The organism is Actinomadura decatromicini, from assembly GCF_008121305.1.
Lineage (GTDB): Bacteria > Actinomycetota > Actinomycetes > Streptosporangiales > Streptosporangiaceae > Spirillospora > Spirillospora syzygii.
Genome location: NZ_VSRQ01000004.1, coordinates 289,964 through 302,653 on the forward strand (window position 1 = coordinate 289,964; position 12,690 = coordinate 302,653).

Consider the following 12,690-nt stretch of genomic DNA (forward strand, 5'->3'; position numbering starts at 1 on the left):
GTCGGGTGAGGGACCTGAAGCTGCGCGAGATCGACGAACGCGCCTTCCTACGCAGGCTCGGCCCCATGCTGGACGTGTACGCCGCCGCGATGGCCCCGCCGAGGGAGCAGCTTCCGGGACGCCACACCATCATGGAGCGGCACGCCGCCCATCCGGGGTTCCGCGCGTTCGTGGTCGAGCGGCGCGGCGCGCTGCCCGTGCTCGCGGGCGGCGTCCACGGGTTCGCGTACGGGTTCCGCGGGGCGCCCGGCCAGTGGTGGCACGACGTCGTGTACCGCGCGCTCGCCGACCGCGGCGGCCCGGACCACGCGGAGTCCTGGCTGGAGGACGCCTTCGAGGTCGCGGAGCTGCACGTCCATCCGGACGCCCAGGGCCGGGGCTTCGGCCGGGCGCTGCTGAACGCGCTGTGCGAGGGACGGCCGGAACGGACGGTCGTGCTGTCGACGCTGGAGCGGCGGCCGGACACGCCCGCCCGCACCCTGTACCGTTCCGTCGGCATGGTCGACCTGCTGACGGACTTCGAGTTCCCCGGCGGCGGGCCCCGCTACGCGGTCATGGGCGGGACGCTGCCCCTCGCGCCGTACCCGGCCCCGTCGACCAGCGAGTAGACCTCACGCGTCGCCGTCGACTTGTTGAACGTGATGAAGTGGATGCCGGGCGCGTCCTGGTCGAGCAGTTCCCGGCACAGCTCGGCGGCGTGCTCGATGCCGAGGCGGCGGACCGCCTCCGGGTCGTCGCCGACGGCCTCGAACCGGGCCCGCACCTCCGCCGGGAACGGCGCGCCGGACAGCTGCTCGGACCGCTCGATCGTGCTGAGCTGCGTGACCGGCATGATGCCCGGCAGGATCGGCACGTCGCAGCCCGCCGCCGCGACGCGGTCGCGGAGCCGGAAGTAGTCGTCGGCGCGGAAGAACATCTGCGTGATCGCGTAGTCGGCGCCCGCGCGGCACTTCTCGACGAAGTAGCGGGTGTCGCTCTCGATGTCGGCCGAGCGCGGGTGCTTGTAGGGGAACGCGGCGACGCCGACGCAGAAGTCGCCGTAGGACCGGATCATCCGGACGAGGTCGGCGGCGTACTCGACGCCCTCCGGGTGCCTGACCCACTCCCCCATCGGGTCGCCGGGCGGGTCGCCGCGCAGCGCGAGGACGTTCCGGACGCCGGCGGCGGCGAACCGTCCGATGAGGTTGCGCAGCTCGGCCTGGGAGTGGTTCACGGCGGTGAAGTGCGCGACGGGGGTGAGCGTGGTGTCGGTCGCGATCCGCTCGACGATGTCGACGGTCTTGTCGCGGGTGCCGCCGCCCGCGCCGTAGGTCACGGACACGAACGTCGGGTGCAGCGACTCCAGCTCGCGGATCGCGCGCCACAGGTTCCGCGCGCCCTTGTCGGTCTTCGGCGGGAAGAACTCGAACGAGAACGACCGGCCGCCCGAGGCCAGCAGCTCGCGTACGGTCGGCGGACGTTCCGGGCGCAGACGTGGCATTCCCCAAGCCTACCGAAGGCGCCGCGAGGGGCTCGCGCCCTTCCGATACGGGTGACCCTCCACACACCGCACGGGCGTTATGTCCACATTTCCGAAGATTTAGTGACATCTCACGTTTTCGGCGGACGGTTGGATCCGCCCACGTGGATACGATCTCGGCATGTCGACCAGCCGCATCCGCCGCGAGGTCGACGAGGCGCTCCTGGCCTTCGTCGACCGGCAGCGCCCCGCCCTGCTCCGCATCAGCGGCGACCTCGCGCCCCTGATGTCCGCGCTCGACGCCCTCCTCGGCGGGGGCAAGCGGCTCCGCCCGGCGTTCTGCTACTGGGGGTGGCGCGCGGCGGGCGGCGCGGACGGCCCGGACATCGTCACCGCCGCGGCCTCACTGGAGCTGCTGCAGGCGAGCGCCCTGATCCACGACGACGTGATGGACTCCAGCGACACGCGGCGGGGGCAGCCGTCCGTCCACCGCCGGTTCGAGGCGCTGCACCGCGCGCAGTCCTGGCCGGGCGACGGGGAGGCGTTCGGCGGCGGCGCCGCGATCCTGCTCGGCGACCTGTGCCTCGCCTGGTCGAGCGAGATGTTCGAGACCTGCGGCCTGGCCGAGGCGGTCCGCGGCCGGGGCCGGGCCGTCTACGACCTGATGCGCACCGAGGTCATGTGCGGCCAGTACCTCGACATGCTGGAGGGGACGCGCGGCGAGGCGAGCGTCAGCACGGCGCTCCGCGTGGTCGAGTACAAGAGCGCCAAGTACACGATCGAGCGTCCGCTGCACCTCGGCGCGGCCCTCGCCGGGGCCCGCCCCGACGTGATCGCCGCGCTCGCGTCCTACGGCCTGCCGCTCGGCATCGCGTTCCAGCTCCGCGACGACGTCCTCGGCGTGTTCGGCGACCCCGCCGAGACCGGCAAGCCCGCGGGCGACGACCTGCGCGAGGGCAAGCGGACCGTGCTGATCGCCCTCACCCTGGAACGCGCCTCCGCGACGCAGGCTGCGGCGCTGCGGCGCCGCCTCGGCGACCCCGCCCTCGACCGCCCCGGCGTGGACGAACTCCGCGCGATCATCCAGGACACCGGCGGCCTCACCGCCTGCGAGGCGATGATCGAACGCTACCTGGGCGAAGCCGAGAAGGCCCTGGAGTCGGCCCCCATCGCGACGGAGGCCCACGAGGCCCTCTCCGCCCTCGCGGTGGCCGCGACCACCCGCGTTATGTGACAAAGGGCTCCGGAAGATTGGGGTTCGGCACTCGAACGTTCCATTGACGCGGTACAAATTAGGGAGATCTTCGTCCGTCCCCGCCGAGTCGGAGTCCCCCAGTGCCGCACGACACCTCCCGCGGGAGGACGAACCCCGGGCGTCCGCGCGACGCCCGTCCGGCGCGCCCCGGCGGCGCGGCCCGGTCCCCGCATCCCGGCCGCGCGGCCAAGGCGGCCCGTCCGCCGCAGGCCCGTCCCGCGAGCGGCGGCTACGTCGTCGGGCGGGACGCCAAGGGCCCCCGGCTGCAGCAGGCCGTCGAGGACCGCGGTCCCCTGCCCGCGCCGCAGCTCCGCAAGGTCGCGGCGCGGACGGCGGCGGCGCTCAACGCGCTGCACCGCGCCGGGATCGCGCACGGCGACCTCCGTCCCGCGAACGTCCTGCTGAGCCCGGACGGCGCCAAGGTCGTCGCCGCCCGCGACCCGGACGCGCCGGGCGGGTCGCCCGCCTACCTGGCCCCGGAGCAGATCGAGGACGAGCCGGTCGGCCCGCCCGCCGACGTGTTCGCCTGGGGCGCGACCATGGTGTTCGCCGCGACGGGACGCCCGCCGTTCGGCACCGGGCCGAGCGCGGCGGTGATGCGGCGCGTCACGTCCAGGAGGCCCGACCTCGGCGGACTGGACGGCCCGCTGCGCGACCTCGTCGCCCGCTGCCTCGACAAGAACCCCGCCGCGCGGCCGACCGCCGCGCAGCTCGTCCGCGCGCTGCGCGAGGGGCACGGGCCCGCGCCGAAGCCGCGCCCGACCCGCATCCCGCGCTACCGCTGGCGGATGATGGTCGCGCTCGCGGCCGTCGTCGTGTCCGGCTTCGCGCTCGGCATGCTCTTCTGAAACCGGCCGCCCTGACGGCCGAGGCTCACCAGTGGGGCGGGCGGTCCTCCAGGAGGCGGTCGTCGTCGCCTCCGCCGGAGCGCCACTCGCCCCAGCCCGTGTCGGTGTCGTCGGAGGTCTGGTCGGGCAGGATCTCCAGGTCGTCGTCCAGCTCGACCGGCCGCTCGTCGTCGGGTCCCACGCTCATGATCTCCATTGTGGGCGATGGCGCACCGGGGCGCACTGTGATCCGGGTCAAACCATGACAAGGGTCAGGACGCGAGGCGGCGGGCGAACTCCGCGGCGGCCGCGCCCGGATCGTCCGCCTCGGTGATCGCCCGGACGACCACGACGCGGCTCGCGCCCGCCGCGCGGACCTCGTCCAGGTTGCCGAGGTCGATCCCGCCGATCGCGAACCACGGCCGGGCCGGACGGCGTTCCGCGACGTGCTTCAGCAGCGGCAGGCCCGGCGCCGGGCGGCCCGGCTTGGTCGGCGTCGGCCACACCGGGCCCGCGCAGAGGTAGTCGACGCCCGGCTCGGCGGCGGCCGCGGACGCCTGCCCGTCCGAGTGCGTGGACCGGCCGATCAGCGGGTCGCCGCCGACGATCTCGCGGGCGGCGGGGACGGGCAGGTCGTCCTGGCCGAGGTGCAGCACGTCGGCGCGGACGGCGTGCGCGACGTCCGCCCGGTCGTTGACGGCGAGCAGCGCGCCGTGCCGGTCGCAGGCGTCCCGGAAGACCTCCAGGTGCGCGATCTCCTGCCGGGCCTCCAGGCCCTTCTGCCGGAGCTGGACGATGTCGACGCCGCCCGCGAGGACGGCGTCGAGGAAGCCGGGCAGGTCACCCTGGCGCTCGCGGGCGTCGGTGCAGAGGTAGAGGCGGGCCCTGCCGAGGCGGGCGCGGAGCGCGACGGCGCGTTCGCCGGGGAGATGCCTGGACACGTCGGCCCTTCCGTGAGGTCGCGGGGCCGCGCGAAGGTTCCGCGCGACCCCGCGATCGTGTCACGTGCGTGGTGTTCGGCCTGCCGCGGGTGCCGCCCTGGCGGCCCTCGGCCGGTCTAGAAGGCCATCGCCTGGGCGCGGCGGCGGACCTCGGTCCCCCGGTTCTCGGTGAGCGCGTCCACGGGCGTGCCGGGCAGGGTGTCGTCGGCGGTGAACAGCCAGCGGATCGTCTCGACGTCGTCGAACCCCGCGTCCGACAGGAGCGTCAGCGTGCCGGGCAGGCCCTTGATCACCTGGCCGTCCTTGATGAACGCGGCGGGCACCTGCGGCTCGCCCTCCCGGCGGACGGCGAGCAGGCGGTGCTCGCTGATGAGCTGCTTGATCCGGTTGGGCTTGATCCCGAGTCGCGCGGCGGCCTCCTTGAGGGAGAGCCACTCGCCCGCGAGGGCGTCGGTCCGGGGGTCCAGTGCGCTGTCAACGGTTGCGTGCATCTGCGTCACGCCCCCTTGCTACCACGCCTTCGGAAGAATCAAACCCCCTGAACAGCCGTAACGTCTGCGCGGGACGCGCGATGCGCGCGCCGCTCAGCCGCCCGCCTATCCGCGTGCCGCCTGCCGGACGGGGACGTCCGGATCGGCGAGCGCGCCGGGGTCGACGGGCGTCCCGGCGGCGATCACGCGCCGCGCCTGGACGAGGTCGCGCGGCCGGTCCACGGTGAGGACGGCGTCGAGCCGGTCGCCGGTGAGCCACGCCAGCGTCCACTTCCGGCCGGACGGGTCGCCGCGCAGCACCATCCGCTCGGACGCGGCATGGCTGCCCGCGTACTGCACCATGCGCCCGAACTGCTCGGACCAGAAGTAGGGGGCGGCGTCGTACACGGCGTCCTGGCCGAGGAGGGCCGCGGCGGCCACGTCCGGGGCGTTGAGGGCGACGTCCCAGTGCTCGACGAGGAGCCGCCGCCCGTACCGGGCCGACCACCAGGCGGCGCAGTCGCCGACCGCCACGACGTCGGGCCGGAGCGAGCCGGGCTCCTCCGTCCCCGCGTAGGCGCGGAACGAGCCGTCCGTGACGACGCCGCGCTCCAGCAGCAGGCCGGAGCCGTCCAGCCAGGACAGGTCGGGACGGACGCCGACCCCGGTGACGACCTCGTCCGCGTCGATCCGGCCGCCGCCCGCGAGGACCAGCCCGCCGTCCCTGACCTCCGCGACCTTGACGCCGGTGCGCAGCTCGACGCCCGCCCCGGCGTACCAGGGGGCGGTGTGCGCGCCCGCCTCGGGGCCGAGCGCGCCCGCGAGCGGGGCGTCCGCCGCCTCGACGACGGTGACCGCGCAGCCCTTCCCGGCGGCGGCGGTGGCGACCTCCGCGCCGATCCAGCCCGCGCCGACGATCACGATGCGGGCGCCCTCGACGAGCCGGGAGCGCAGGTCGCGGGCCTGGTCGATGGTGCGCAGGACGTGCTGCGGGCCGTCCCCCGGCAGCGTGATCGGGACGGCCCCGGTCGCGATCACGAGGCCGTCGAACGGCAGGTCGCCCGCCGTGGACGCCACGACGCCGCCGCGCCCGTCCAGCCGCAGGCCGGTGGCGCGCTCGCCGAGCAGCAGGTCGGCGCGCAGGGCGTCCCAGTCGGCGTCGACGGTCGTGTCGTCGGAGTCACCCGCGAGGACGGCCTTGGACAGCGGGGGCCGGTCGTAGGGCAGGTGCCGCTCCGCCGAGACGAGCGTCAGCCCGCCTTCGTACCCCTTGCCGCGCAGCGACTCCACTGCGCGCACCCCGGCGAGCCCGCCGCCGACGACGATGACCCTGTCCATGAAGGTCACCCTAACGGGCGCCACCCGGGCCTGGACGCCTGTCCGGACAGGCGCACACGACCCGGGGGACTAAGGTGTGAACCAGCTAAAACGGCACAGAGCGCGGGAGTCCGGTACGACCGGGCTGAGAGGGCGGCTGGAACGGGCCGCCGACCGCCACGACCTGATCCGGATCATGCCGGCGAAGGGAGCGCGCATGGAGATCGTGATCGTCGGCGCCGGGGTCATCGGCCTCGCCACCGCCTGGCGGGCCGCCGCGGGCGGCGCGGCCGTCACGCTGGTCGACCCCGAGCCCGCGAGCGGCGCGTCGGCGGTCGCCGCGGGGATGCTCACCCCGGTCAGCGAGCTGACCTACGGCGAGGAGCCGCTGCTGCGGCTCGGCCTCGCGTCCCGCGACCGGTACGGCGGGTTCGTCGCCGAGCTGGAGGACCTGACCGGCCTCGACACCGGGTACCGCACGGACGGGATCATCGAGGTCGCGTTCGACTCCGACGACCTCGGCCACCTGGACGACCTGCGCCACTTCCAGGAGAGCCTCGGCATCCCCGTCGAGGCGCTGACCGGCCGCGAGTGCCGCCGCGCGGAGCCGATGCTCGCGCCCGGCGTGCGCGGCGGGCTGCTCGCCCCCGAGGACGGCTCGATCGACCCGCGCCGGCTGACGCCCGCGCTGCTCGCGGCGGGCGAGCGGACCGGTGTCCGGCTCGTCCGGCGGCGCGCGGCCGGGCTCCTCGTCGAGCGCGACGCCGCCGTCGGCGTCCGGCTCGACGACGGGACGGAGCTGCGCGCCGACCGCGTCCTGCTGGCGGCGGGCCCCTGGTCCGGCGACCTCGAAGGACTGCCGTCCGGGACCGTTCCACCCGTCCGGCCGGTGAAGGGGCAGGTGATCCGGCTCCGCGCGCGGACGCCGTTCATCGCCCGCTCCACCCGCGGCATCGTGCAGGGCTCGTCGGTCTACCTGGTGCCCCGCGCGGACGGCGAGGTCGTCGTCGGCGCCACCCAGGAGGAGCTGGGCTTCGACACCCGCGTCACGGCGGGCGGGCTGTGGGAGCTGCTGCGGGACGCCCGCGAACTGCTCCCCGGCATCACCGAGCTGGAGTTCGCCGAGGTGTCGGCGGGGCTGCGCCCCGGCTCCCCGGACAACGCGCCGGTGATGGGCCCGACCGCGCTGCCCGGCCTGTACGTCGGCACCGGGCACTTCCGCAACGGCGTGCTGCTCACCCCGGTCAGCGCCGACATCCTGGCCGCGACGCTGCTGGACGCCCCCGTCCCGGACGTCGCCGCCCCGTTCGCGCCCGACCGCTTCTCTCCCGAGGTGACCTCATGAAGGTGATCGTCAACGGCGAGCCGCGCGACCTGCCGGACGGCGCGACCGTGGCCGAGGCCGTCGCGTCCGTGACGGCCGCCGGGGCCGGCGTCGCCGCCGCGCTGAACGACGAGGTCGTCCGCCGCTCGGGATGGGAGACGACGCGGCTGAGCGACGGGGACCGGCTCGAAGTGCTCACAGCGGTACAGGGAGGTTGACCGGCGCATGGAACGGAGCGCTAGCGGAGTGAAATGCGCCGGTCGGCCCCCTGGCGGGGGGCGTGGGGGGTCGTCCCCCCACAAGAACGCGGTACAGGGAGGTTGACGGTGAGCGACGACAGGCTGGTCATCGCGGGCGAGGAGCTGGGGTCCCGGCTGATCATGGGGACCGGGGGCGCGCCGAGCATGAGCGTGCTGCGCGCGGCGCTCGCCGCGTCCGGGACGGCGCTGACCACGGTCGCGATGCGGCGCGTCGACCCGTCCGCGCGGGGCTCGGTGCTGGACGTCCTGTCCGAGTGCGGGATCCGGGTGCTGCCGAACACGGCGGGCTGCTTCACGGCGGGCGAGGCCGTCCTCACCGCGAAGCTCGCCCGTGAGGCGCTCGGCACGTCCTGGGTGAAGCTGGAGGTGATCGCCGACGAGCGCACCCTGCTGCCCGACCCGATCGAGCTGGTCGAGGCCGCCGAGCAGCTGGTCGCGGACGGGTTCGTCGTCCTGCCGTACACCAACGACGACCCCGTCCTCGCGCGGCGGCTGGAGCAGATCGGGTGCGCGGCGGTGATGCCGCTCGGCTCGCCGATCGGGTCCGGCCTCGGCATCCGCAACCCGCACAACATCGAGCTGATCGTCGAGCGGGCGGGCGTCCCGGTGATCCTGGACGCGGGGCTCGGCACGGCGTCCGACGCGGCGCTCGCGATGGAGCTCGGCTGCGACGCGGTGCTGCTCGCGACGGCCGTCACCCGCGCGCGGCATCCAGAGCGGATGGCGACGGCGATGCGGCACGCGGTGGAGGCCGGACGGCTCGCGCGGCTGGCCGGGCGCATCCCGAAGCGCCGCTACGCGCAGGCGTCCTCGCCGTTCGAGGGCCTCGCGACGTCTTAGCAGCGCTAAAGACTCGGTTACAGCAATATTCGCTGGACCTGAACAGTGGACGGACGGAGACTGGGGCCGTCCACCCCCGGGCCCGCGTGCCGCAACCTGGCGCGTCCCTTCGGTGTTCATGGAAACGTCCCATACCTAAGGTGCGTGACATGCAGCACGAGAACCCCACCTCGGGCAAGCTCGCGATCGCCGCGGCCTCGGTCACGGTGGTCCTCTGGGCCTCGGCGTTCGTCTCGATCCGCAGCGCGGGCGCCGAATACAGCCCCGGCGCCCTCGCCCTCGGCCGCCTCCTCTCCGGGACGGTCGTCCTCGGCGCGCTGCTCCTCGTCCGCCGGGAGGGACTCCCGCCCAGGCAGGCGTGGCCCGGCATCGTCACGGCGGGCGTCCTGTGGTTCGGCGCCTACATGGTCGCGCTGAACTGGGGCGAGCAGCTCGTGGACGCCGGGACCGCCGCGCTCGTCGTCAACATCGGCCCGATCCTGATCGCCCTGCTCGGCGGCTGGCTGCTGAAGGAGGGCCTGTCGTCCCGGCTGCTGGCGGGCCTCGCGGTGTCGTTCGCGGGCGCCGCCGTCGTCGGGCTGTCGATGTCCGGGGACGGGGGCTCGTCCGTCGGCGGCGTCCTGCTCTGCGTCGCCGCCGCCGTCACGTATGCGGCGGGCGTCGTCAGCCAGAAGCCCTCGCTGCGGCACGCCTCGTCGCTCCAGTTCACCACGTTCGCCTGCGCGATCGGCACGGCGGCCACGCTGCCGTTCGCCGGGCAGCTCGTCTCGCAGGCCGCCGACGCCCCGGCGAGCGCCACCCTCAACGTCGTCTACCTGGGCGTCTTCCCCACCGCGATCGCGTTCACCACCTGGGGGTACGCGCTGGCCCGGACGTCCGCCGGGAAGATGGGCGCCACCACCTACGCCGTCCCCGCGATCGTCGTGTTCATGTCGTGGCTGTTCCTCGGCGAGGTCCCCGGGCTCCTCACGCTCGGCGGCGGGCTGCTGTGCCTCGGCGGGGTGGCCGTGTCGCGGAGCACCCGGCCGCTGCGGCGGCGCGCCCCGGTGGACCCGTCCGCCCCGCCCGTCCCACCGGGGACGGACCCGGGGCTCGTCGATGCTCATACTCGCGACTGATGAGACCACGTCTGACCGGGCCGTAAACTCGCACCGATGGACGCGACGGGTGCCGATCCCCTCGTCGGGCGGGTGCTCGACGGGCGCTACCGCATTGAGTCCCGCGTCGCGCGGGGCGGCATGGCGACGGTCTACGTGGCCCGCGACATCCGGCTCGACCGGGTGGTCGCGATCAAGATCATGCACGCCGGGCTCGCCGCCGACGAGGACTTCGTCGCCCGCTTCATCGGCGAGGCCAAGGCCGCCGCCGCGCTGTCCCACCCGAACGTCGTCGCCGTCTACGACCAGCGCACCGACGGCGAGCACGTCTTCCTCGTGATGGAGTACGTCGCCGGGCACACGCTCCGCGACGCGCTCGGCGCGCTCGGCCGGCTCGGACCGCGCGCCGCGCTGGAGATCATGCAGCCGGTGCTCGCCGCGCTCGGCGCCGCGCACCGGGCCGGGCTCGTGCACCGCGACGTCAAGCCCGAGAACGTCCTGATCACCGAGGACGGGCAGGTCAAGGTCGCCGACTTCGGGCTCGCCCGGGCCGAGACCGCGAGCAAGATGACCAAGACCGGCGTGCTCATCGGGACGGTCGGCTACCTCGCCCCCGAGCAGGTCATGACCGGCGACGCCGACGTCCGCTCCGACGTGTACGCGGCCGGGGTGATGCTGTTCGAGCTGCTCACCGGGCGGCTCCCGCACCAGGGCGACACGCCGCTCGCCGTCGCGTACAAGCACGTCAACGAGACCGTCCCGGCGCCGTCGAGCGTCGTCCCCGGCATCCCGCTCCGGGTCGACGAGCTGGTCACGGACGCGACGAGCCACGACCCCGACCGCCGCCCGCGGGACGCGAACCAGTACCTCGCCGAGGTCGCGGAGGTGTTCGGCGGCCTGCCGCGCGACATCGACCGGCGGATCGAGGAGGCGTCCCGCACCGAGACCAGCGTGCTGGAGACCCCGCCGATGGGCCCGCCGCCGGGCGGGCGCACGGCCGTCCTCGACGCCGCCACGCTGCCGCGCGAGTACGCCCCCGCCCCCGAGCGGACCCGCGCCGACCGCGCGATCGGCGCGCTGACCGGCCGGTACGTCCTGGTCGTGCTCGGCACGGTCGCGGCGATCACGCTGGGCTGGGCGGTGTGGTACCAGACGTCCGGGCAGTACGAGCACGTCCCGAAGTCCATCGTCGGGATGAAGCTCACCGACGCCCGCGACCGGCTGGAGAGCTCCGGCCTGAGGGTCCGCACCGCGAAGGCCGTGTACGACGACCGCGTCCACAAGGGCGACGTGGTGAAGACCGACCCGCCCGCCGGGTCCCGCATCGCCGGTGGCGAGACGGTGACGCTGACGCCGTCCAGGGGCATCACGCCCCGCAAGGTCCCGGACGTGTCGGGCAAGTCCCTGCCCGAGGCGAAGCAGACCCTGGAGGACGAGGGCTTCAAGGTCGGGCGGACGACCAGCACGCCGTCCCAGACCGTCGAACGGGACAGGGTCATCGGCACCGACCCCGACGCGGGCGAGCGCCGCTCCCCCGACGAGCCGGTCGGCATCATCCTGTCCACCGGCATGTCGATGCCCGGCCTGATCGGCCAGGACGGCGACACCGCCGCCAACCGGCTCCGCTCGATGGGCCTGAACGTCAAGGTCGAGAAGAAGAAGGTCGACGGCAAGCCGTCGAACAGCGTGGTCGAGCAGAACCCGGCCGAAGGCGAGGGCGTGTCCCGGGGCGACGAGGTCACGCTCGTCGTCAACAAGCGCGACTGCCTCGTCGACGCGGGCCCGATCCAGTGGGGCTGCGACGACGACGAGGGCGAGCAGGACATCCCCGTCCCCGACCTGACCGGCCGCCGCGTCGACGACGCCAAGAAGGCCCTTGAGGACTCCGGCTTCCGCGTCAACGTGACGGGCTTCGGCGGCGACAACGTCCGCTTCCAGTCGCCGCGCGGCGGCGAGGCCCCGCGCGGGTCCACCGTCACGATCGTGCGGGGGCCGTGAGCGGATAGGCTGAACCCGCCATGACCTCACCCATCGCCCCTCCCACCAGCCCCGTCGGGGCCCACGTGCCCGTGGCGGGCGGCCTCGCGACCGGCGGCCTGAAGTACGCGGCCGACATCGGCGCCGAGGCGATCCAGGTGTTCGTCGCCAACCCGCGCGGCTGGGCGCAGCCCGTGGGCAAGGCCGCCGAGGACGAGAGGCTCCGCGCCCGCGCCGACGTCCCCGTGTACATCCACACGCCGTACCTGGTCAACGTCGGCTCGCCGAACCCGGAGACGCTGGCGAAGTCGCTCGCGAGCATCCGGCACTCGCTCGTCCGGGGGCGGGCGATCGGCGCGCGCGGCGTCGTCGTCCACACCGGCTCCTCGGTGACGCAGACCTACGACGCGGCCATGGCCCAGGTGCGCGAGCACGTCCTCCCGCTGCTGGACGAGATCCCCGACGACGGCCCCGACCTGCTCCTCGAACCGATGGCGGGCCAGAACAACATGCTCTGCGCCAAGGTCCAGGAGCTCGGCCCGTTCTTCGAGCGGCTGGAGCACCATCCGAAGCTCGGCGTGTGCTTCGACACCTGCCACGCCTTCGCGGCGGGCCACGACCTGGCCGCGCCCGGCGGCGTCAAGGACACGATCGACGCGCTGGTCGCCACCGTGGGCGAGGGGCGCCTCAAGCTGATCCACGCCAACGACTCGAAGGACCCCTGCGCCTCGGGCCGGGACCGCCACGAGAACATCGGCGCCGGTCACATCGGCGAGGCCCCGTTCGGGGAGCTGTTCCGCCATCCGGCGACGGCGGGCGTCCCGTTCCTGATCGAGACGCCGGGCCGGGCGCCGGAGCCCCACGGCAAGGACGTCGCGACCCTGAAACGCCTCCGCGACCAGTGATCCGCCCCGTCCGGGGCG

At 74.5% G+C, this 12,690-nt stretch carries 14 protein-coding genes and 1 riboswitch; of the genes, 9 read left to right on the top strand and 5 right to left on the bottom strand.

From position 1 onward, the window contains the following. Window positions 1-5: 5 nt before the first annotated feature. Window positions 6-608, top strand: a complete 603-nt coding sequence (locus tag FXF68_RS19805) for a GNAT family N-acetyltransferase (protein ID WP_148761370.1) — start codon at window positions 6-8, stop codon at window positions 606-608. Here the strand turns inward: FXF68_RS19805 and metF are convergent. After that, window positions 545-1,480, bottom strand: coding sequence for a methylenetetrahydrofolate reductase [NAD(P)H] (gene metF / locus FXF68_RS19810; protein WP_148761372.1), 936 nt, complete (start codon window positions 1,478-1,480; stop codon window positions 545-547). The genes FXF68_RS19805 and metF overlap by 64 nt on opposite strands. 160 nt (window positions 1,481-1,640) lie before the next feature. Between metF and FXF68_RS19815 the strand changes: the two genes are divergently transcribed. Both FXF68_RS19815 and FXF68_RS19820 read left to right on the top strand, forming a co-directional pair. Continuing rightward, complete coding sequence (locus FXF68_RS19815; protein WP_148761374.1) at window positions 1,641-2,693, top strand: polyprenyl synthetase family protein; 1,053 nt, start codon at window positions 1,641-1,643, stop codon at window positions 2,691-2,693. A 101-nt stretch (window positions 2,694-2,794) separates the two neighbouring features. Beyond that, window positions 2,795-3,562 (top strand): protein kinase domain-containing protein, encoded by a 768-nt coding sequence (locus FXF68_RS19820; protein WP_148761376.1) that lies wholly within the window; start codon window positions 2,795-2,797, stop codon window positions 3,560-3,562. A 25-nt stretch (window positions 3,563-3,587) separates the two neighbouring features. On the opposite strand, the gene FXF68_RS42455 is transcribed toward FXF68_RS19820, so the two are convergent. From FXF68_RS42455 to FXF68_RS19835, 4 genes are all read right to left on the bottom strand, one after another. Next, window positions 3,588-3,749 carry a hypothetical protein gene (locus tag FXF68_RS42455; protein ID WP_169809194.1) on the bottom strand — a complete coding sequence of 54 codons (162 nt, stop codon included), beginning with the start codon at window positions 3,747-3,749 and terminating at the stop codon, window positions 3,588-3,590. Window positions 3,750-3,813: 64 nt separating this feature from the next. Next, complete coding sequence (thiE, locus tag FXF68_RS19825) at window positions 3,814-4,482, bottom strand: thiamine phosphate synthase (RefSeq protein ID WP_148761378.1); 669 nt, start codon at window positions 4,480-4,482, stop codon at window positions 3,814-3,816. Window positions 4,483-4,598: 116 nt separating this feature from the next. Then, window positions 4,599-4,973, bottom strand: coding sequence for an Rv2175c family DNA-binding protein (locus FXF68_RS19830; RefSeq protein WP_067885292.1), 375 nt, complete (start codon window positions 4,971-4,973; stop codon window positions 4,599-4,601). A 105-nt stretch (window positions 4,974-5,078) separates the two neighbouring features. Next, entirely contained in the window at window positions 5,079-6,290 is a 1,212-nt protein-coding gene (locus tag FXF68_RS19835; RefSeq protein WP_148761380.1) for an NAD(P)/FAD-dependent oxidoreductase, read from the bottom strand. A gap of 92 nt (window positions 6,291-6,382) precedes the next feature. Next, window positions 6,383-6,497: riboswitch (TPP riboswitch) on the top strand. On the opposite strand from FXF68_RS19835, the gene thiO reads away from it, so the two are divergent. The 6 genes from thiO to FXF68_RS19865 all read left to right on the top strand — a co-directional run bounded on the left by thiO (window position 6,487) and on the right by FXF68_RS19865 (window position 12,672). Then, window positions 6,487-7,614 carry a glycine oxidase ThiO gene (gene thiO / locus FXF68_RS19840; RefSeq protein WP_148761382.1) on the top strand — a complete coding sequence of 376 codons (1,128 nt, stop codon included), beginning with the start codon at window positions 6,487-6,489 and terminating at the stop codon, window positions 7,612-7,614. (Overlaps the previous riboswitch by 11 nt.) Then, window positions 7,611-7,811 carry a sulfur carrier protein ThiS gene (gene thiS, locus FXF68_RS19845; protein ID WP_148761384.1) on the top strand — a complete coding sequence of 67 codons (201 nt, stop codon included), beginning with the start codon at window positions 7,611-7,613 and terminating at the stop codon, window positions 7,809-7,811. Before thiO ends, thiS begins: the two co-directional genes overlap by 4 nt. A gap of 102 nt (window positions 7,812-7,913) precedes the next feature. After that, window positions 7,914-8,693 carry a thiazole synthase gene (locus FXF68_RS19850; protein WP_281292221.1) on the top strand — a complete coding sequence of 260 codons (780 nt, stop codon included), beginning with the start codon at window positions 7,914-7,916 and terminating at the stop codon, window positions 8,691-8,693. 149 nt (window positions 8,694-8,842) lie between these two features. Then, entirely contained in the window at window positions 8,843-9,811 is a 969-nt protein-coding gene (locus tag FXF68_RS19855; protein ID WP_148761388.1) for a DMT family transporter, read from the top strand. Between the two features lie 36 nt (window positions 9,812-9,847). Further along, a complete protein-coding gene (pknB, locus tag FXF68_RS19860) occupies window positions 9,848-11,788 on the top strand; it encodes a Stk1 family PASTA domain-containing Ser/Thr kinase (protein WP_148761390.1) in 1,941 nt (646 codons plus the stop codon). Between the two features lie 20 nt (window positions 11,789-11,808). Beyond that, on the top strand, window positions 11,809-12,672 hold the full coding sequence (locus tag FXF68_RS19865; RefSeq protein ID WP_148761392.1) for a deoxyribonuclease IV: 864 nt from the start codon (window positions 11,809-11,811) through the stop codon (window positions 12,670-12,672). The last annotated feature ends 18 nt before the right edge of the window (window positions 12,673-12,690 follow it).